The sequence below is a fragment of the Yokenella regensburgei genome, assembly GCF_051486985.1.
Classification (GTDB): domain Bacteria; phylum Pseudomonadota; class Gammaproteobacteria; order Enterobacterales; family Enterobacteriaceae; genus CBFFRJ01.
Window position 1 is genome coordinate 25756 of record NZ_JAHVDV010000011.1, and the last position, 19811, is coordinate 45566.

Here is a 19811-nt window from a genome sequence, read left to right on the forward strand (position 1 = left end):
TTTACAATGTTAATTACCACAGACAAAGCGGGTAGCGGATGAAAAATTGCCACAACCAGTATCCACTAATAAGAAAAGTCACCAGGTAAATAAACCAATACCGTTTTCTTTTTATGAGAATGGCATAACTTGCCGGAAAGAATACAGGTAATGAAGAGACGAGCCCAACATCGCGAATATCATCCTTCACAATAGATCTCATAAGATCGCAAATGTTATGGACTTCCCCAATACCTGTCCACCACTCTTTATCTTGAACAGAACAGATTACAATCCAGAGCAGGGAAGCTAAAAGCTATAAAAAGCCTGGTGTGAACACTTTCCATGTCATTACTGATTCCCCAGAATTTTTATTATAGTCGCTTTCTCTTCGATAATCTGGCATCCACATACATGCTATTCGTGAGATAACAAGCCTGCGGGTTTATGAATACAGTTAATTATATTTACTGCACTTCTTTTTAACCCGTGGTGATTTAAAGCGTAACAGCTACGGCAAAAATAAAAAGACAGGAAACCTCATTCTCCATACCATTTAGTAGTTATAGCTAATCTATAAATGGTATGGATATATTTTCCGCTCATATAAGAGCTTACTAAATCAAGCGCGGTCGACGGTAAAGGCCATTACCTCTGCCAGGCTTTCAGCCCCCAGCGCCAGCATCACTAACCGGTCTATACCCAGCGCCACGCCGGAAGAGTCCGGCATTCCCGCTTTGAGGGCCGCCAGCAGATTCATATCCACCGGCTGCTGCGGTAAACCGCGGGCGGCACGTTTACGGTTGTCCTGATCAAAACGCTGCTGTTGCTCACGGGCATCCGTTAGCTCATGGAAACCATTCGCCAGCTCAATGCCTTTGAAGTAGACCTCAAAGCGCTCTGCCACACGGTGATCTTCGGTGCTGATTTGCGCCAGCGCGGCCTGGCTCGCCGGGAAGTGGTAGACAAACGTTGGGCGATCTTTGCCAATATGCGGTTCAACACCCATGGTAAAGAGCAGTTGCAATAATGTATCGCGGTCTTCTTCAGTGTCGGCAATATTACTCAGATCGAGTTTTGCAGCCACTTCACGTAACGCGGTCTTATCGGCTGAAAGCGGATCGATCTCCAGGTGACGCTGGAAGGCCTGCTGGTAAGAGAGTGACTCTGCAGCGGGGCACTCCAGTACCTGCTGCAAAAGGTCATCCACCTCGTTCATCAGACGGTACATGTCGTAATGGGGTCGATACCACTCAAGCATGGTGAATTCCGGGTTGTGATGACGTCCCATCTCTTCGTTACGGAAACTACGGCACAGCTGAAACACCGGGCCACATCCTGCGGCCAGCAGGCGTTTCATATGGTATTCCGGGCTGGTCATCAGGTAGAGATTCATCCCCTGAGAGTGGCCGGGTCCTATAAAGCGAGTCTCGAACGGAAACAGATGAATATCCGTAACCGTGGCCTGGCTCATACATGGCGTTTCCACTTCCAGTACGCCGCGATCGGCGAAGAAGCGTCGAACTTCCGCCATGATAGCCGCGCGTTTCAATAAGTTAGGAATGGATGCGCTCGGCTGCCAGGTTGCCGTCTCGCTCATGGTACTTTCTCCAAATTCTGATAAGGGCACGAAGTCTACCCGCATCGGCTGAGAGAGACAAATTTTGCGCAATACATTTACTGAAGGAGGAAAACAGAGGCCGGATCACGCTTTCAAGCTGACATTTATCAACCTGAGTGATTAATAACAACGGTGAACAGCAAAAAAATCGAACACATCAAATTTCCCTGTTTCCCCTACGGTTATACTGCCAGCACAAAAAGGAGCAGTGAACACGTTCGTCTTCGACCCCTGTCGCAGGACGAAATAACAAAACCTGGAGGAATGTCGTGCATACCTTTCACGCCGATCTCGCTGTAATAGGTGCTGGTGGCGCGGGATTACGCGCTGCTATCGCCGCAGCCCAAGCGAATCCTGATGCCAAAATCGCCCTCATTTCTAAAGTTTATCCTATGCGAAGCCACACCGTGGCCGCGGAGGGTGGCTCCGCCGCCGTCGCCCAGGATCATGATAGCTTTGAGTATCATTTTCACGACACGGTCGCTGGTGGCGACTGGCTGTGCGAACAGGATGTTGTCGACTATTTCGTGCATCAGTGCCCTACGGAGATGACCCAACTGGAGCAGTGGGGATGCCCCTGGAGTCGTCGCGCAGATGGCTCCGTCAACGTGCGCCGCTTTGGGGGCATGAAAATTGAACGTACCTGGTTTGCCGCCGATAAGACCGGCTTCCACATGCTGCACACCCTCTTCCAGACCTCTTTACAGTTCCCGCAAATTCAGCGTTTCGACGAACATTTTGTCCTTGATCTTCTCGTCGATGACGGTCAGGCACGCGGCCTCGTCGCCATGAACATGATGGAGGGCACGCTGGTGCAGATCCGCGCGAATGCCGTCATTCTGGCCACCGGGGGCGCGGGGCGCGTCTACCGTTTTAATACCAACGGCGGCATTGTGACCGGCGACGGCATGGGGATGGCGCTGGCGCACGGCGTTCCGCTACGGGATATGGAGTTTGTGCAATACCACCCAACCGGGCTGCCCGGCTCCGGCATTTTGATGACAGAAGGTTGTCGTGGCGAAGGCGGGATTCTGGTGAATAAAAATGGCTACCGTTATCTGCAGGATTACGGCATGGGTCCAGAGACACCGCTGGGCGAGCCAAAAAACAAATATATGGAGCTTGGCCCGCGCGATAAAGTGTCGCAGGCATTCTGGCATGAGTGGCGTAAAGGCAACACTATCTCTACCCCGCGCGGCGATGTCGTGCATCTTGATCTTCGCCATCTTGGCGAGAAAAAGCTGCTCGAACGCTTACCCTTTATCTGCGAACTGGCAAAAGCTTATGTCGGCGTCGACCCGGTAAAAGAGCCGATTCCGGTTCGCCCGACCGCGCATTACACCATGGGCGGCATCGAAACCAACCCGCAGTGTGAAACCCAGATCCAGGGGCTGTTTGCCGTGGGTGAGTGCTCCTCCGTTGGGCTACACGGCGCAAACCGCCTCGGTTCCAACTCACTGGCCGAGCTCGTCGTATTTGGTCGCCTGGCCGGTGAACAGGCTGTGGCCCGTGCCGCTTCTGCTTCTGCTGCCAGCGATGCCGCACTTAACGCACAAGCTGCCGACGTTGAGCAACGCCTGAAAACGCTGGTGAACCAGGAGGGCACTGAAAACTGGGCGAAAATCCGTGACGAGATGGGTGAGTCGATGGAAGAAGGCTGCGGGATTTATCGCACACCAGCGCTGATGCAGAAAACCGTTGATAAGCTCGCAGAGCTGCAGGAGCGCTTTAAGCGCGTGCGTATCACGGATACCTCAAGTGTTTTCAACACCGACATTCTCTACACCATCGAATTAGGTCACGGGCTGAACGTTGCCGAATGTATGGCGCACTCCGCGCTGGCGCGTAAAGAGTCCCGTGGTGCCCATCAGCGTCTGGATGAAGGCTGCACCGAACGTGATGACGTGAACTTCCTGAAACACACGCTGGCCTACCGCGATGCAGATGGCTCAACGCGCCTTGATTATAGCGACGTGAAGATAACGACGTTGCCTCCTGCAAAACGCGTTTATGGTGCAGAAGCGGAAGCCACCGAGAAGAAGGAATCGACCCATGGCTGAAATGAAGATGCTGAAAATAGAGGTGGTGCGATACAACCCGGAAGTCGATGTTGCGCCGCACAGTGCTTTTTATGATGTTCCCTACGATGAGCAAACGTCGCTGCTGGATGCGCTCGGGTACATCAAAGATAACCTGGCGCCCGACCTCAGCTACCGCTGGTCCTGTCGCATGGCGATTTGCGGCTCCTGCGGCATGATGGTCAACAAGGTGCCTAAGCTTGCCTGTAAGACGTTTTTACGTGAATACACGAAAGGTCTGAAGGTTGAAGCGCTGGCCAATTTCCCTATTGAACGCGATCTGGTGGTCGACATGACCCACTTTATCGAAAGCCTGGAAGCCATCAAGCCATACATCATTGGCAACCCGCGCACGCCCGATCAGGGTCCCAACAAACAGACGCCGGCGCAAATGGCGAAGTACCATCAGTTCTCGGGGTGTATTAACTGCGGCCTGTGCTATGCCGCCTGCCCGCAGTTCGGCCTTAATCCTGAATTCATTGGCCCCGCCGCTATTACGCTTGCGCACCGGTATAACCTGGACAGCCGCGATAAAGGCAAGCAGCAGCGTATGGCACAGTTAAACAGCCCTAATGGCGTCTGGAGCTGCACCTTTGTTGGCTACTGCTCGGAAGTGTGTCCGAAACACGTTGATCCGGCGGCCGCTATTCAGCAGGGCAAAGTAGAAAGCTCGAAAGACTTTCTTATCGCAACCCTGAAACCACGCTAAGGAGCGCACTATGACTCAACGCAAACCCTATGTCCGGCCTGTGCCGTCGACCTGGTGGAAGTCACTGCCGTTTTATCGCTTCTATATGCTGCGTGAAGGTACGGCGGTCCCCACCGTCTGGTTCAGTATTATCCTGATATACGGGCTGTTTTCGCTAAAACATGGGCCGGAATCCTGGATGGGTTTCGTCAGTTTTTTGCAAAACCCCATTGTGGTCATTCTGAATCTGATAACCCTGGCCGCTGCGCTGCTGCATACCAAAACCTGGTTTGAGCTGGCACCCAAGGCCGCAAACGTCATCATTAAAGATGAAAAACTCAGGCCCGAACCGATCATTCTCGGACTTTGGGTCGTGACCGGACTGGCGACGCTGGTCATCCTTTTCGTCGCACTTTTCTGGTAAGGAGGCCCCGATGATTAATCCAAACCCAAAACGCTCTGACGAACCCGTCTTCTGGGGATTATTTGGTGCAGGCGGCATGTGGGGAGCGATCGTGGCCCCGGTGATAGTGTTGCTGGTCGGGGTGCTATTGCCGCTGGGACTCTACCCTGGCGAGGCGCTTGGCTATGAACGTGTTCTCGCTTTTGCCCAGAGTTTTATTGGTCGTGCTTTTCTGTTCCTGATGATCGTCCTGCCGCTCTGGTGCGGGCTTCATCGCCTGCACCACGCCATGCATGACATCAAAGTGCATGTGCCTAACGGGAAATGGGTCTTTTACGGCCTTGCCGCCATTCTGAGCGTGGTAACGCTGATCGGTGTGATTTTTCTTTAAGCAAAGACCCGCTGGCTCAGGCTGGCGGGTGTTCAGATCAGACGGGTAAAATGGATGGCAAGCCCGATGCCAGCTAACACCAGCGAGAGCACAACCGCTCGTTTTCGTTGTAAAACAATCGCGATGATTGCCAGCAGCATCAGGCAGAACGCCGCGCCATAGAGGTAATTTGCCTGCGTCACCCAACCTCTCAGACACAAGCAACCGACCAGCAGAGCCGAAAACGCTGTGCGCCTCCACGCCAGCCGGGTACGCTCAGGCTGCAATCCCGGGTCGCGTACCGTCACGGCTGGCCCTGCCAGAGCAACCACGCCAGTAAGAGAGCAATCAGCACCACGCCACCGGCAATCAGCAATAAGAAACGGGTGTAAGGAAGCTCTCTCTCCAGCCGCATGGCATATTCATTTTCACGCCAGCGATACCAGGCAACGATGGCCAGTACCGTACCGGAGAACACCAGCAGCAGCGCAAGCGCGAGGCGCAGTGTCGGGGAGCTTAACTGTGGAGAAAACTGATCGATGCCCACCGCCCCCGCCAGCAACGCCAGCGCGGTACGGATCCAGGCGAGAAAAGTACGTTCGTTGGCAAGCGTAAAGCGGTAATCTGGCTTTTTACCCGCCAGCCACCATTTTTCTCGCAAACGAGGGGAAGTGTTACCCTGCTGACTCACGTTTGATGCGTTCCTTAATCAGTATCTCTTTGATAGAGAGCCCCGGCGAAGCACTCTCTTTAAAGTTATGCCGGGTTATCTCGGTGCAGAGAAATTCAATCATAAATAGTTGTGATACACGGGTGGCGATAGAGTCACCCTGAAAAGGCCCGGCGGCACCACAGGTCAACAGAAAAATATCGGCCATCTCGGTTAACGGTGAGTGCGGGTTATGCGTAATGGCCAGCCGCCCGGCATCGGCTTTTTGGGCAAGACGAAAAGCATTAACCACCTCGGGCGTTTCACCGGAGTGGGAGAATGCCACCACCAGATCGTTACTTTTCAGGTTTGCCAGTTTTAAGGTCATGGTGAAGCGGTCAGTAAAGGCTTCGGATTCAATACCAATACGGTTCATCTTGTCTCGCGCCTCCATCGCCGCGAGACCAGACGCGCCGAAACCAACGAACATCACCCTTGGTGCCTGAATAAACCGCTCGACAATGGATTTCACTTTTTTCATGTCGAGCAGATCGATGGTCTCTTTCACCGTAGTCTCAAGCGTGAGCGCAATTTTATGTGCAACATCATTGCGGGTGTCGTTCATAAAGATGTCCGGGGATGAGGGCAACGTCAGGTCACTCTCTTCCAGCAGTTCACGTTTAAGCTCCGCCTTCAGACTCAGGAGACCCCCATAGCCAATCTTCTTACAAAACCGGACAATAGTGGCTTCGCTAACGCCTATCTCGAGGGCAATTTTCTTCACCGGTAACTGAACGACCCGCGCCGGGTTACGCAATATGAACTCTGCAATTTTGTGGTCTGTCTCCGCCAGTCCCACCAGGATATTGGCGATGTAAACGCGCACCTTTTCTTTATTAACACTCATGCATGACTCTCCCGGCTCATCCCTTTTCATGGACAACGCGTTATGCAACAGATTATTGCCGGGTATTTTAGCCATCAATTCATGCCACGTCTTGCGCAAGGATAACGCCGACACTCTGCCGGTAACGTTCACCTGGCGCTAACCAGCGCATTCCACGTTTGTGGATAACATTGCCATCGAAGGTCGGGTCGTCCGTTGTGCCCGTCAGCGGTTCGATACACAATAAGTCCGCACCCGGCACCCCCCAAAGTGCCAGCCAGCGCGCTTCGGGTGCGTTCATTCGTAGCGCGACCACCCCATCAGGAGAGACAACGCTGATATCCTTTGCCTCCTGCATTGCAAAATAGACGGCACCCTGTTGAAAGGTGTCAGGGCCGAGCGAAAAGGCGGAAGTACAGGGCGACTCGTCAGGAATAGATAACGTTCTGTCCTGCGTAGGATAAGGGCCGCCGACCGGTGATGAAAACCTGATCTGCCACCCGGCTTGCGTTGCCACCGTAAGCGCAAAACCCGGGTGCCAGCCCAGCGCAAAAGGAAAGGCCCGGGCGTCATGGTTCTCGATGCTCCAGTTGACCGTTATTCCTTGAGGCGTGAGCGTCCAGCCAACCCGGAGCGTCCAGTCAAACGGCCACATTTTCCGCGTCTCATCATTCGCGTCACACTTAAGTTGCAGCGTGTCCGGGCCAATGTGCTCAAGGCTGAACGGCTGATGCCGTAAAAAACCATGCGCAGGCAGCGGCCAGAACGCGTCCTGATGCCACAAACCGTTATGGCGTAACCGTCCAACGACCGGAAAGAGCTGCGTGGCGCTGTTGTTCCACACCCTGGGATCGGGTTGCCAGAGCGGAGAACGCTGATGCGTTTTATCCCACCATTCACACAGTTCCGCGCCCCGGGCCGCCACGCGTATCCGCCAGGCGTCATTTTCCAGCGTCCAGCACGCCATTGTTACTCCACCCTGAGCAGTAATCGAACCTGATAAGAGAGGGCCAGTTGCTGGTCACCAGTAAAATGACGTTCGACCAGCCGCAGGACATCGTCCCCGTGAATGCCCTGCTCTACCGGGCACGCTTCGAGAAGCATCTCAAGGGTTACCCCTTGTTTTTCTGCGGCTTTGCTGACAAACATCAGGGCTTCATAGACACCCCGGTCGGCACAGTGCCACGGCGTGTCTGCCAGCGCATCGTCCTGGCTCCAGCGCTCACTGAACGCCTGTTCGCGCTCGGGTGAAAGCTCGTCCAGTTCAAAACGCACCAGTAATTCTGCCGGCGCATCGTGAGCCTTAAGAAGGGGCAACATGGCCTGCGCCATCTCGAATGACTTTTGCGGATCGTTCAGTGGCTGCGCCTGTAAAGGGTCATTCTTAATATCATAGAGTTTGTCGCCAAAACGCCACGGATTCAGATAGCCGAAGCTGGCAGGGATCTGCATGACCTGGGCCCCCTGCGTGAAGTCAAACCCTGGGTGGATGCGAATATCTTTTAACTCGCTGACGCTAAAGGGGCTATCAATACGCGTGGGCATCAGGGTGTATTCAAAGAGGTTTGCTTTGCCCTTTTCACGCGGACAGCGCATATAGACGGATTCGCCATCGGTAATGTTTATATGGCCGCCGAAATAACCAAACAGGCCATAGTCGCGTACCGGCGTATCATCAATAACGGCAGGAAGCAGAGGCCGCCCGGTCATGGAATCCGGCCGCTCAACATTAAAGTAGTCCAGCAACGTCGCAGGAATATCTATAGTTTGCGCCAGGGCTTCACGTTGCTCTCCCTGCTTTTTACAGCGCGGATCGCGGATGAAGAATGGCGTTCTGGCGATCTCGTTATACACCGGCATGATGTTTTTACCCCACCACTGATGCTCGCCCAGCAAGAATCCGTGGTCGGTACAGACGATGAAAAGGGTATCTTCCCACAGGTCGAGCGCCTTCATCTTATCCATGACCTGACCGAGATAGTCGTCGCACATGGTGATCAGCGCCTGATAAAACTTCCTCGCTTTATCATTATTCTCTCCGCCGGGGCTACCACAGTAATAGGGCACCCAGCCGTCGAAGTCATCGGAAGTGCATCCATACTGGGCCAGGTATTTCTCTGGCACAAAGAAAGGTTCATGTGGGTCGAAACACTCTATCTGTAAGAACCAGTTATCCTGATGCTGGTTGGTCTCCATAAACTCCAGACCAGACGCAATGGTTCGGTGAGTAAAATGGTCTTCCTGCGTCGGCATTGCCGCCCGGTTAATCAGATCCTGGGTCATGCGCCCGGCACGACGGCGGCGGGTTTCTTCATCCTCCATGCCCTGCCAGCGAATCAGCGGTTTCTCGACCTGCCCTTTCCAGCAATCCCCTTCCTGACCACGAATAAAGTCGAACGTGGAGTACCGGGTATGGTAGGTCGCGCCGCCGTCCCGCCAGTAGTGCTTGTGGTCAGTCACCATATGGGTGTGCACACCCTGCTTATGCAAAGCCTGCATGGTAGAAAAATCAAAAGGTTCGAGCGGACCCCAACTGCGATGCAAGAAATTGTAGCGTCCGGTATGCAGTTCCCGGCGGGCAGGCATGCACGGCATGCTGCCCACGAAAAAGTTATTAAATTGCACAGACTCCTGTGCTAACCGGGTAAAGTTCGGCGTAATCGCATCGCCACCATAAGGCGCAAGGTGATTGCGCGTCAGTGTGTCAAACATCAGCATTACAGCTTTCATAATAAGGTCCCTGGTCAGGCGCCAATAAATTCTTCAACTTCATTCTTAATAATGGTGACGTGCGGGCCGTACACCACCTGGACTCCTTGTCCACGTATAAATGCGCCTTTGCTCCCCAGCGCTTTAAAGTTATCCAGTTGCACCTGCGCCGGATCTTTCACCGTGATTCGCAGGCGTGTTGCGCAGCAGTCAACATCGACGATATTTTCTTTTCCGCCCAGCGCATCCACGATTTGCGCCGGTCGTGCACTGCCGCTGACGGTAACTGACTCCTGCGTCTCTTCTTCACGACCAGGGGTTTTCAACTGACGCCACTGGATGAGGAAACGGAAGGAGAAGTAATAGAGGCAGAACATCACGGCCCCCAGCGGCAGCATCAGCATCCAGTTGGTTTTCGCATTGCCTTGCAGTACACCAAACAACAGGAAATCAATCAGGCCACCTGAGAACGTCTGTCCGACGGTGATCTCAAGGATGTGCGTAAACATGAAGGCCACGCCCGTGAGGATGATGTGCACGCCATACAGCAGCGGAGCACAGAACATGAACGCAAACTCCAGTGGCTCGGTAATACCGGTGACGAACGCCGTCAGGGCTGCCGAGAGCATCAGACTCGCCACTTTTTTGCGATTTTCAGGTTTGGAGGTGTGATAAATAGCCAGCGCTGCGCCCGGTAAGCCAAACATAAAGTCTGCGAAACGGCCGGCCATAAAACGCGAAACGCCAATGTAATATTGCTGCACGCTCGGGTCAGCTAACTGGGCAAAAAAGATTTTTTGCGTTCCCTGAACCACGTGACCATTGACGGTCATCTCACCGCCCACGCTGGTTAACCAGAATGGCAGATAGAAAAGATGGTGTAAGCCAAGAGGAATCAGGCACTTAAGGATCATGCCGTAGAAAAGCGTACCAACATAACCGGTTTTCTCAACTAACCCGCCGAGGTGGGTAATCCCGGCCTGAATGGGCGGCCACACCCAAAAGAGCGCGACGCCAAGAAAAATGGCGAAGAAAGAGGTCATGATAGGCACAAAGCGCGAGCCGCTGAAGAAGGCCAGCAGATTTGGCAGCTCCGTTTTGTTATAGCGATTGTGCGCCCAGGCCGTCAGCAGGCCGCTGATGATGCCGCCCATCACCCCGGTTTGCAGCGTAACAATTCCCAGCACGTTCGCTTGTCCGACCGCCGCCAGATTATCCACCGCCAGCTTTCCGGTCAGCATCAGCATGGCGTTAATCGCTTTGTTCATCACCACGAAACAGAGAACGGATGCAAGCCCGGCGGTGCCTTTATCGCTTCGCGCAAGACCGACGGCAATCCCCACGGCAAACAGCAGGGACAAGTTATCAAACACTACGCTTCCGCAGAGTTTCATAAGGGTAAAAATGGCCTGCAGGATATGGTTATCCAGTAGCGGATAGGTGGAAATAGTGACCGGATTTGAGAAAACGCCGCCGATACCCAGTAACAGCCCCGCCGCCGGAAGCACCGCGATGGGCAACATGAACGACTTACCCAGATTCTGTGCGCCTGCAAAGAATTTGCTCATAAGGATTCCCTGATGTTGACGTTTGAATTTTAAATTTCACGCTTGTTGTGTTTTAATGAAATTATTATTTCCTTGCATTCTACATAATGTCAACGGCAAGCGACGAAACAGTGACTCATATCACTTTTAGTCGTGCTAACCGATCGGGAGAATGACATGAATCGCGCTTTTCATTTGATGGCAAAACCGGTCAGTTACCAGTGTAATCTGACGTGCGAATACTGCTTCTACCTTGAAAAAGAACAGGACACGCTAAAGCCTAAAAAGGTACAGCGTCATATGGATGACGTTACCCTTGAACGCTACGTTCAGCAGTACATTGAGGCGAATCCCGCGCCCGAAGTGGAGTTCACCTGGCAAGGGGGCGAGCCTACGATGGCGGGACTGGCGTTTTTTGAGAAAGCGCTCGCCTTCCAGGCCCGTTACGCAGCGGGCAAAACTATCCGTAACAGCATCCAGACAAATGGCGTTTTAATTGACGAGACCTGGGCGCGTTTTCTGGCAAAACACCATTTTCTTGTCGGGCTATCCATCGATGGCCCTGCCTGGTTGCATGACACCTACCGTAAAACCCAGAGTGGTCGCTCCGTTTTTAGTCAGGTGCTGAACGCCATGACGTTGCTTAAACAACACGGCGTTGAGGTCAATGTGCTTACGGTTATTAATGATCAAACAGCACAGCACCCGCTTGAGATATACCGCTTTATTACCCAGGAGCTCGGTGCCGATTTTGTACAATTCATCCCTGCCGTTGAGCAACGGCCGGTGCATGAAAAATATGGTGAGCTGCTCTACCCTCAGTCACTTAGCCAGCGCCAGGTGACGGACTGGTCAGTTTCAGGCGAGCAGTGGGGGCAGTTTATTATCACTGTTTTTGATTACTGGGTTCGCCATGATGTTGGCCGGGTTTATGTCCAGCTGTTTGACAGTGCCCTGGCCGCCTGGCTTGGGGAGACGCCCTCGCTCTGCGTCATGCAGTCACGGTGCGGTTTTGGGCTGGTGGTCGAACAAAACGGCGATGTATACAGCTGCGATCATTACGTGTACGCCACCCATAAACTGGGCAATGTGCGTCGTGATTCACTGGCACAGATGGCTAACGGTAAACAGCAACGTAAATTCGGACTGGAGAAGGGACAGGTTTCGTCATTGTGTCAGCAGTGTGAGTGGCGCTTCGCCTGCCACGGCGGCTGCCCAAAACATCGCATTCACAAAATGGGCGATCGCTGGCACAACCACCTTTGTGCCGGGTACAAAGCCATGTTCAGCCATATGGATCCGTGGATGCGATTCATGGCGCAGCAGATACGTCAGCAACAGCCTCCCGCTGCGGTAATGCAGGTGGCGTCACAGATCGCTGCGCAGGCAATTTCTCCCTAAGGTTCTACACTTAGCATAAAAACCTGAAAGGAAAACATCATGCGTTTGCTGCCTGTCATTGCAACAGCTGCCGCTGCGTTTTTGCTTGTGGCCTGTAGTACGCCCACCCCGCCTTCTGGCGTAACCGTTGTTGAGAATTTTGACGCCCAGCGTTATCTCGGTCGCTGGTACGAAATCGCCCGCTTCGACCACCGCTTCGAACGCGGGCTGGAAAAGGTGACCGCCACTTACAGCACTATGGACGATGGTGGTATTCAGGTCATTAACCGGGGATACAATCGGGAAAGAGGAAAGTGGCAGCAGTCGATTGGTAAAGCCTATTTCACCGGTGACAGCCGCCGTGCGGCGTTAAAAGTGTCGTTCTTTGGGCCATTCTATGGCGGCTATAACATCATTGCGCTGGATAAGGATTACCAGCACGCGTTGGTGTGCGGGCCGGATCGCGACTATCTGTGGATCCTCTCCCGCACCCCGACCCTGCCGGATAAGGTGAAAAAACAGATGGTTGATATCGCCGCCCGCGAAGGTTTTGCCGTTGAAAAACTGATGTGGATAAACCAGACCTATTAGTGGGTGCTGAGTTTAAGCCCGATGATACCTGCAACAATCAGCCCCAGGCTGAGCAATCGGGCGGGGCTGGCTGACTCGCCGAGCAATATCATGCCCGTTATCGCCGCACCCACGGCCCCAATGCCGGTCCAGATGGCGTAAGCCGTACCGACCGGCAGACTCTTCATTGCCCATGACAACAGCACAACGCTTGCTATCATCGCCGAAACGGTAATCAGGCTGGGAATCAGGCGGGTAAATCCGTGCGTGTATTTCAGACCAATGGCCCAAACCACTTCCAGAAGGCCTGCAATCAATAGAATTATCCAGGACATTGTTGGCTCCAGTGTGGGGCCGTCCCCGTTGAGATTGGCGCTGCCGGGTCGTCCCGACAGGCTGGTGGTAGAAAATAAAGTCTGGCGCAGTAACCGCCCTGATGCAATTTTTTTGCAATTGCATCAATTTAAGTGACTTAAAGCAAGAAATAGCCCCAGATAGCTGCGCAGTTCAGGCATTTATTCACCTTCGCTACCCCCTATGATGATGTGCTATCCGGGAAAAGGAAGCCGTGCGCCACCATTCTACTGCGAAGAAAAATATGTTCAAAATCCTTCTGATTGACCGTTGTTATTTCACCCGGACGGGGCTGGAAGCCTGGCTCAATCAAACCGATCTTTTTCCCGCCTCATTTCTTGTGACGGCACTGAATAATCTGATGCTGGCAAAAGAGCACATTGCGCAGTGGCAGCCTGACCTGATCATCGCCGACCTGTTTGGCTTCAGAAACGACCTGCACCATATTCATCAACTCTCCTCCTTGTTCTCCGCGTGCAGCGAAGAGAACCGTCTCATCCTACTGGAGTCGGGAAAAGATACGCAGCTGGATGACTATTGTGCGCAGTATGCTCTCCATGCGAGTCTGCAAAAAAGCGTGCCCCTGGAAACGCTGGCATACGCTATCGATGCGGCAGTTCTTGCTCGCCCGGTGCGAATGGCACCGCATATTGCCACCCCGCTGCTGACGCGCCAGGAAGAGAAAGTGTTGTCGCTCTGGATGGAAGGCACAAGCAATCAGTCGATCGCCACCAAGCTCAGTATCAATGGTAAAACGGTGTACACCTATAAGCGGAATATAAGAATGAAGCTGGGAATGGGAAATCGGTTCACGCCGTTTCTGTCACTGCCAGAAGTTCATGGCGGGGTTGATTCACTACCGTAACGCTGAAATGAGCGGTACGGCGTGAGCCGTACCGGCTGGTATTACTGCTGCGCTTTTGTGGCTGCACCAGAGATAGCACTACCGCCATCGGAGATATCTTCACCGACACCACGGGTGGTGTTACAGGCAGTCAGTACAGTAGAAAGCACCAGCACAGAAAAGATCGCAGCAATTGTTTTCTTAACCATAATATCTTCCTTTTATAGCCAATATTGTTTGTGTATAGCTACTTAAGCATAGACAAGATTGCGCAGGATGCAGAAGGAAGGATGATTTTTAGGACGATGTGAAGCCTTAACTGACCGCACGAGAAAGAGGGTTGCCTGGCGGAAGGATGGCGCAACAGGGCTGCTGCGCCACGGGTAAGAGATAATCGGGGATTATTTCACGCGGGAAACGTATTCGCCAGAACGTGTATCCACTTTGATCACTTCACCAATCTGCACGAACAGCGGCACTTTAACCACAGCGCCAGTGCTCAGGGTTGCAGGTTTGCCGCCAGTACCTGCGGTGTCGCCTTTCAGACCTGGATCGGTCTCAACGATTTCCAGTTCAACAAAGTTCGGCGGCAGAACAGCGATAGGACGACCGTTCCACAGAGTAACGATACATTCCGCCTGATCCAGCAGCCATTTGGCGTTGTCGCCAACTGCTTTTTCGTCCGCAGCCAGCTGCTCGAAGGTTTCGTTATTCATGAAGTGGTAGAACTCACCGTCGTTGTACAGGTAAGTCAGGTTCATATCGATAACGTCAGCGCCTTCAGCGGAGTCCGTTGATTTAAAGGTTTTCTCAACGCGAGTGCCGGTCAGCAGACGACGCAGCTTAACGCGTGCGAAAGCCTGACCTTTACCCGGTTTAACAAATTCACTGGCTTCAACCGCGTAGGGTTCGCCGTCCATCATGATTTTAAGACCGGCACGAAAATCGTTGCTATAGTAAGTCGCCATAAAGGCCCTCTAAAATTGTTAACTGGTAGCTAAGCCACAAAATGGCGCATATTGTAACCCTAAATACCCCATCCAGAGAAGATTGGTTAGTACAACTTGCCGATGTAATAACCGATCCCGATGAACTCCTGCGTGTTTTAAATATAGACGCTGACGAAAATCTCCTTGCCGGACGCGAGGCAAAGCGCCTGTTTGCGCTGCGCGTTCCCCGGGCATTTGTTGCACGTATGCAAAAAGGCGATCCTGACGACCCTCTGTTACGCCAGGTTCTGACCGCCAGGGAGGAGTTTCTCGCCGCCCCCGGATTTAGCACCGATCCGCTGGAGGAACAGCATAATGCGGTGCCCGGTCTGCTGCACAAATACCGCAACCGTGCACTGCTGCTGGTGAAAGGCGGCTGCGCGGTGAACTGCCGCTACTGCTTCCGTCGCCATTTCCCGTATGCGGAAAACCAGGGCAACAAACGTAACTGGCAGGTCGCCCTCGACTATATTGCCGCGCACGATGAACTGGATGAGATCATTTTCTCCGGTGGCGATCCGCTGATGGCGAAGGATCACGAGCTGGACTGGCTGCTTGAGCAGCTTGAAGGTATTCCGCATATCAAGCGCCTGCGCATCCATAGCCGTTTACCCATTGTGATCCCGGCACGTATAACTGACGCTCTGGCCGCACGTTTTGCCCGCTCTTCTTTGCAACTCCTGCTGGTTAACCATATTAATCACGCCAGGGAGATTGGTGAGGACTTCCGGGCCGCGATGACAAAGCTGCGTCAGGCTGGCGTAAGACTGCTTAACCAGAGCGTGTTACTGCGCGACGTGAACGATAATGCGCAGACCCTGGCTGACTTAAGCAATGCGTTGTTCGATGCAGGCGTAATGCCCTACTACCTGCATGTGCTGGATAAAGTAGAGGGCGCGGCGCATTTTATGGTGAGTGACGATGAGGCACGTACCATCATGCGCGAATTACTCACGCTGGTGTCCGGTTATATGGTGCCAAAACTGGCCCGTGAAATTGGCGGTGAGCCAAGTAAAACGCCGCTGGATTTACAGCTGCGCCAGTCGTAACCCCACACTTTATATTTCCACTCTCGCCCTGGGTGAATTCACGCTTCATCCGGGGACCCCTGCGCTCTATTTTTTGTTATTATGACGCTCTGCGATTTCGCATAAATTAAATAGATGAATGGTTAAGGAGAACCAGATGGTATACACAATTATGGGTGTTAATACCGGTGTTATTCGTCACAATGATAAATTCGCGGCTTTAGCCTTAAAAATTAAGCACCCTAAAAATAAACAATCCCTATTATTTTTCCCACTGGTTGCGTTGAAAGATCTGTTACTCGCGCTGGAGCATCGCCTGTCACGCCAGGCAGCATCTGCCGGTAAGGCGAAGGAGCAACAGCGAAAAGCTATTGATTCAGCATCAAAAAAAATGCATTCCCATATCCCGCCTGTTGAAATAGATGAGCTAAAAAATGCGGATATTGGTCAGCGCGTTAATCTTGTGGAACTGGATGAAAACGGAGCCAGTGAACTGATTTTTAATTTTACGCTGCATTGCGGCAAAAAACTGAAGTTAAGTATTAATGAGCATCAGATAGAGGTCGTCGTCGCAGCAATTATTCATGCAATTAATAATGCGGAGATGCGTGAGGTTGCTATCAGCCTCTCATCTGTTCTGGATTTTCTTCCATTATATGACGCAGACTTTTTACCTGACGGTAATATTGCCTACGATACTTATACTCAGGCGGAATGGAAGCAGGCCCTGTTTAGCCACCATCACGCCCTTATTTATCATTACACTGATGCAAATGGAGACATTCAGTACAGCGGAACCGTGATTAAAACCCGTAGCCTGTCGCAAGACGATGAGATGGCCTCTGTTTCCCGTCGCGTACTGGATTACAGCCATCGTTTGAACAGACTGAAGGGGAAACCCTGCCAGGTGAGCGTTAAAACGTTAAGCAGCGATAAACGCCACCGCCTGACGCTTGAGCAATGCATGCGCAGCCTGCACAGCGTGCAGCAGCAGATAAAACAGAAAGCCAGTCAGAGTTAGTGGCAATCCGCCCCTGAGCGTTTTCAGGGGCGTTCTCACCGCAGTTCAAATCAGTTTGGGCACTTGTAAACCTGACCGTTCATTTCACTGGCGGTCGGCACGAAGCTGGAGAGGAAGCCTTGTGTCGGACTGGTGACGCTAAATATTACGTTTCCGCCCATCTGCGCGGCCTGATTACGCAGCGCGTTCGCGGCACCACGCATTGACCCGCCCTCTTCACCATGCTGCCCGGAAAGCCAGTTACTTTGCTTACCGGTGGCGGTACCCAGATACTGGCATTCGGCGGCAGGCTTATCTTCAACAAAGCGCACGTTCTGCCCGCCTGAAGAGAGCTCATTGCCGGAACTGCAACCTGCCAGCAATAAGGCTGCGCCAACGATCCCTGCTAAATATTTCACCTGCATGTTATTCCCCATTTTCAATGAGCTGGACACAGTCGTCCGTGTGTAAACCTTATACTAAAAAGATGACCAAAAGAAAAACCCCCGGCCATTTCTGCCCGGGGGTTTCTCATTTTTAGCGAGATACTTATTTAATCGAATCATTCAGGTTGCAGGCAGGCGGCAAGTCCATTCATTCCCAGGCGCTTACTCAAGTAAGTGACTGGGGTGAATGAGCGCAGCCAACGCATCTGCGGTCTGAAGTATGAAGATTAAATTACATCATACCGCCCATACCGCCCATGCCGCCCATACCACCAGCTGCACCTAAGTCAGGCGCATCACCTTTCGGCAGGTCGGTTACCATGCACTCGGTGGTGATCATCAGGCCAGCCACAGAGGCCGCGTACTGCAGCGCAGAACGGGTCACTTTGGTTGGGTCCAGGATACCCATCTCGATCATGTTGCCGTATTCTTCGGTTGCTGCGTTGTAACCGTAGTTACCGTCGCCCGCTTTCACGGTGTTAGCGACAACAGACGGCTCTTCACCGCAGTTCAGCACGATTTGACGCAGCGGGGATTCCATCGCGCGCAGCGCAACTTTGATACCCACGTTCTGGTCTTCGTTCTGGCCTTTCAGCTCAGCGATTTTGCTTGCAACGCGAATCAGCGCCACGCCGCCGCCTGCAACCACGCCTTCTTCAACCGCAGCACGGGTAGCGTGCAGAGCATCTTCAACGCGTGCCTTTTTCTCTTTCATTTCAACTTCGGTAGCAGCACCAACTTTGATTACTGCAACGCCGCCTGCCAGTTTCGCTACGCGCTCCTGCAGTTTTTCACGGTCGTAATCAGACGTCGCTTCTTCGATCTGCTGACGAATCTGAGTCACACGACCCTGAATCGCTGCTTCGTCACCCACGCCATCGATAATGGTGGTGGTGTCTTTGTTGATAACAACGCGTTTCGCCTGACCCAGGTCTTCCAGGGTTGCTTTTTCCAGCTCCATACCGATCTCTTCAGAGATAACGGTACCGCCAGTCAGCGTTGCGATGTCCTGCAGCATAGCTTTACGACGGTCGCCGAAGCCAGGTGCCTTAACCGCAGCCACTTTCACGATGCCACGCATGGTGTTAACCACCAGCGTTGCCAGCGCTTCGCCTTCAACGTCTTCAGCGATGATCAGCAGAGGTTTACCTGCTTTCGCAACGGCTTCCAGAACCGGCAGCATTTCGCGAATGTTGGAGATTTTTTTGTCAGCCAGCAGAATGAACGGGCTTTCCAGTTCAACAGCACCGGTTTCCGGTTTGTTGATGAAGTACGGGGAGAGGTAGCCACGGTCGAACTGCATACCTTCAACCACGTCCAGCTCGTCCTGCAGACCGGTACCGTCTTCAACGGTGATCACGCCTTCTTTACCGACTTTATCCATCGCTTCAGCGATCAGTTTACCTACGGTTTCGTCGGAGTTAGCGGAGATGGTACCAACCTGAGCGATTGCTTTAGAGTCAGAACACGGTACGGACAGCGCTTTCAGCTCTTCAACCGCAGCAGCGACAGCTTTGTCGATACCACGTTTCAGATCCATCGGGTTCATGCCAGCAGCGACCGCTTTCAGTCCTTCGGTGATGATGGACTGTGCCAGTACGGTTGCGGTGGTGGTGCCGTCGCCTGCAGCGTCGTTCGCTTTAGAGGCAACTTCTTTCACCATCTGCGCGCCCATGTTTTCGAACTTGTCTTCCAGTTCGATTTCACGTGCTACGGAAACACCATCTTTAGTGATAGTCGGCGCACCGAAAGATTTATCCAGAACCACGTTACGGCCTTTCGGGCCCAGGGTCACTTTCACTGCGTCTGCCAGTACGTTTACGCCGCGCAGCATTTTCACACGAGCGTCGTTACCGAATTTTACGTCTTTAGCTGCCATTTTTTCTTTCCCTTAAATTCGTATGTTCAGTGTCGTTCGCGGATTACGCTTCAACAATTGCCAGGATGTCGCTTTCGGACATGATCAACACTTCTTCATTGTCGATCTTCTCAGATTTCACGCCGTAACCGTCGTTAAAAATCACGATGTCACCCACTTTAACGTCCAGCGGTTGAACAGTACCGTTTTCCAGAATGCGGCCCTTACCGACAGCGATGATTTCGCCACGAGTTGATTTGCCTGCTGCTGAACCGGTCAGAACGATGCCGCCAGCGGATTTGGATTCAACTTCTTTACGTTTGACGATCACACGATCATGTAACGGACGAATACTCATTGATAGCTCTCCTTTGAGAAAGTCTTTATCAGTTATGGATGGCGCCGGTCCGCA

Annotated in this window: 23 protein-coding genes; 9 read left to right on the forward strand and 14 right to left on the reverse strand. The window is 52.8% G+C overall.

The annotated features are described in order from the left end of the window. Window positions 1–13: 13 nt before the first annotated feature. Both KXR87_RS09885 and epmA read right to left on the reverse strand, forming a co-directional pair. The gene (locus KXR87_RS09885; protein WP_437432175.1) at window positions 14–283 is read right to left on the reverse strand and encodes a YjeO family protein; all 270 of its coding nucleotides are present in this window, start codon (window positions 281–283) and stop codon (window positions 14–16) included. 318 nt (window positions 284–601) lie between these two features. Continuing rightward, window positions 602–1579, reverse strand: a complete 978-nt coding sequence (gene epmA, locus KXR87_RS09890; protein ID WP_437432092.1) for an elongation factor P--(R)-beta-lysine ligase — start codon at window positions 1577–1579, stop codon at window positions 602–604. 290 nt (window positions 1580–1869) lie between these two features. Between epmA and frdA the strand changes: the two genes are divergently transcribed. Genes frdA through frdD form a run of 4 tightly spaced genes read left to right on the forward strand, consistent with a single transcriptional unit; the run spans window position 1870 to window position 5160 of the window. Continuing rightward, window positions 1870–3660, forward strand: a complete 1791-nt coding sequence (frdA, locus tag KXR87_RS09895) for a fumarate reductase (quinol) flavoprotein subunit (RefSeq protein ID WP_437432093.1) — start codon at window positions 1870–1872, stop codon at window positions 3658–3660. Continuing rightward, window positions 3653–4387: a succinate dehydrogenase/fumarate reductase iron-sulfur subunit gene (locus KXR87_RS09900; protein WP_437432094.1), complete on the forward strand. Its 735-nt coding sequence runs from the start codon at window positions 3653–3655 to the stop codon at window positions 4385–4387. The genes frdA and KXR87_RS09900 overlap by 8 nt, the downstream gene beginning before the upstream one ends. Window positions 4388–4397: 10 nt before the next feature. Continuing rightward, on the forward strand, window positions 4398–4790 hold the full coding sequence (frdC, locus tag KXR87_RS09905; RefSeq protein WP_437432095.1) for a fumarate reductase subunit FrdC: 393 nt from the start codon (window positions 4398–4400) through the stop codon (window positions 4788–4790). A 10-nt stretch (window positions 4791–4800) separates the two neighbouring features. Next, window positions 4801–5160 (forward strand): fumarate reductase subunit FrdD, encoded by a 360-nt coding sequence (frdD, locus tag KXR87_RS09910; RefSeq protein WP_437432096.1) that lies wholly within the window; start codon window positions 4801–4803, stop codon window positions 5158–5160. A 32-nt stretch (window positions 5161–5192) separates the two neighbouring features. On the opposite strand, the gene KXR87_RS09915 is transcribed toward frdD, so the two are convergent. From KXR87_RS09915 to KXR87_RS09940, 6 genes are all read right to left on the reverse strand, one after another. Then, complete coding sequence (locus tag KXR87_RS09915) at window positions 5193–5447, reverse strand: DUF202 domain-containing protein (protein WP_437432097.1); 255 nt, start codon at window positions 5445–5447, stop codon at window positions 5193–5195. Beyond that, window positions 5444–5830, reverse strand: a complete 387-nt coding sequence (locus KXR87_RS09920) for a YidH family protein (protein WP_437432098.1) — start codon at window positions 5828–5830, stop codon at window positions 5444–5446. Before KXR87_RS09920 ends, KXR87_RS09915 begins: the two co-directional genes overlap by 4 nt. Continuing rightward, on the reverse strand, window positions 5814–6695 hold the full coding sequence (locus KXR87_RS09925; protein WP_437432099.1) for a MurR/RpiR family transcriptional regulator: 882 nt from the start codon (window positions 6693–6695) through the stop codon (window positions 5814–5816). Before KXR87_RS09925 ends, KXR87_RS09920 begins: the two co-directional genes overlap by 17 nt. Window positions 6696–6774: 79 nt before the next feature. After that, a complete protein-coding gene (locus tag KXR87_RS09930; protein ID WP_437432100.1) occupies window positions 6775–7641 on the reverse strand; it encodes an aldose 1-epimerase family protein in 867 nt (288 codons plus the stop codon). A 2-nt stretch (window positions 7642–7643) separates the two neighbouring features. After that, window positions 7644–9404, reverse strand: a complete 1761-nt coding sequence (locus tag KXR87_RS09935; protein WP_437432101.1) for a sulfatase — start codon at window positions 9402–9404, stop codon at window positions 7644–7646. A gap of 14 nt (window positions 9405–9418) precedes the next feature. Further along, window positions 9419–10951, reverse strand: coding sequence for a PTS transporter subunit EIIC (locus KXR87_RS09940; RefSeq protein ID WP_437432102.1), 1533 nt, complete (start codon window positions 10949–10951; stop codon window positions 9419–9421). Between the two features lie 156 nt (window positions 10952–11107). Between KXR87_RS09940 and KXR87_RS09945 the strand changes: the two genes are divergently transcribed. Further along, window positions 11108–12331: an anaerobic sulfatase maturase gene (locus KXR87_RS09945; protein WP_437432103.1), complete on the forward strand. Its 1224-nt coding sequence runs from the start codon at window positions 11108–11110 to the stop codon at window positions 12329–12331. A 39-nt stretch (window positions 12332–12370) separates the two neighbouring features. Then, entirely contained in the window at window positions 12371–12901 is a 531-nt protein-coding gene (locus KXR87_RS09950; protein ID WP_437432104.1) for a lipocalin family protein, read from the forward strand. Here KXR87_RS09950 and sugE read toward each other — a convergent pair. After that, entirely contained in the window at window positions 12898–13215 is a 318-nt protein-coding gene (sugE, locus tag KXR87_RS09955; RefSeq protein ID WP_437432105.1) for a quaternary ammonium compound efflux SMR transporter SugE, read from the reverse strand. The two genes, KXR87_RS09950 and sugE, sit on opposite strands and share 4 nt — an antisense overlap. A gap of 263 nt (window positions 13216–13478) precedes the next feature. Between sugE and KXR87_RS09960 the strand changes: the two genes are divergently transcribed. Then, a complete protein-coding gene (locus KXR87_RS09960) occupies window positions 13479–14099 on the forward strand; it encodes a helix-turn-helix transcriptional regulator (protein WP_437432106.1) in 621 nt (206 codons plus the stop codon). 41 nt (window positions 14100–14140) lie between these two features. Here KXR87_RS09960 and ecnB read toward each other — a convergent pair whose 3' ends face one another. Together ecnB and efp are read right to left on the reverse strand one after the other, a co-directional pair. Next, window positions 14141–14287, reverse strand: a complete 147-nt coding sequence (gene ecnB, locus KXR87_RS09965) for a lipoprotein toxin entericidin B (RefSeq protein ID WP_437432107.1) — start codon at window positions 14285–14287, stop codon at window positions 14141–14143. Between the two features lie 192 nt (window positions 14288–14479). Continuing rightward, complete coding sequence (gene efp, locus KXR87_RS09970; RefSeq protein ID WP_437432108.1) at window positions 14480–15046, reverse strand: elongation factor P; 567 nt, start codon at window positions 15044–15046, stop codon at window positions 14480–14482. Between the two features lie 41 nt (window positions 15047–15087). Here efp and epmB point away from each other — a divergent pair, with 41 nt between their 5' ends. Next, window positions 15088–16116 carry an EF-P beta-lysylation protein EpmB gene (epmB, locus tag KXR87_RS09975; RefSeq protein WP_437432109.1) on the forward strand — a complete coding sequence of 343 codons (1029 nt, stop codon included), beginning with the start codon at window positions 15088–15090 and terminating at the stop codon, window positions 16114–16116. Between the two features lie 136 nt (window positions 16117–16252). Beyond that, window positions 16253–17116 carry a YjeJ family protein gene (yjeJ, locus tag KXR87_RS09980; RefSeq protein ID WP_437432110.1) on the forward strand — a complete coding sequence of 288 codons (864 nt, stop codon included), beginning with the start codon at window positions 16253–16255 and terminating at the stop codon, window positions 17114–17116. Window positions 17117–17166: 50 nt separating this feature from the next. Here yjeJ and KXR87_RS09985 read toward each other — a convergent pair whose 3' ends face one another. The 3 genes from KXR87_RS09985 to KXR87_RS09995 form a co-directional block, all read right to left on the reverse strand. Next, window positions 17167–17520, reverse strand: a complete 354-nt coding sequence (locus tag KXR87_RS09985) for a DUF4156 domain-containing protein (RefSeq protein WP_437432111.1) — start codon at window positions 17518–17520, stop codon at window positions 17167–17169. 253 nt (window positions 17521–17773) lie between these two features. Further along, window positions 17774–19420: a chaperonin GroEL gene (groL, locus tag KXR87_RS09990; RefSeq protein WP_437432112.1), complete on the reverse strand. Its 1647-nt coding sequence runs from the start codon at window positions 19418–19420 to the stop codon at window positions 17774–17776. Window positions 19421–19463: 43 nt separating this feature from the next. Next, window positions 19464–19757, reverse strand: coding sequence for a co-chaperone GroES (locus KXR87_RS09995; protein ID WP_013367964.1), 294 nt, complete (start codon window positions 19755–19757; stop codon window positions 19464–19466). Window positions 19758–19811: the final 54 nt, after the last annotated feature.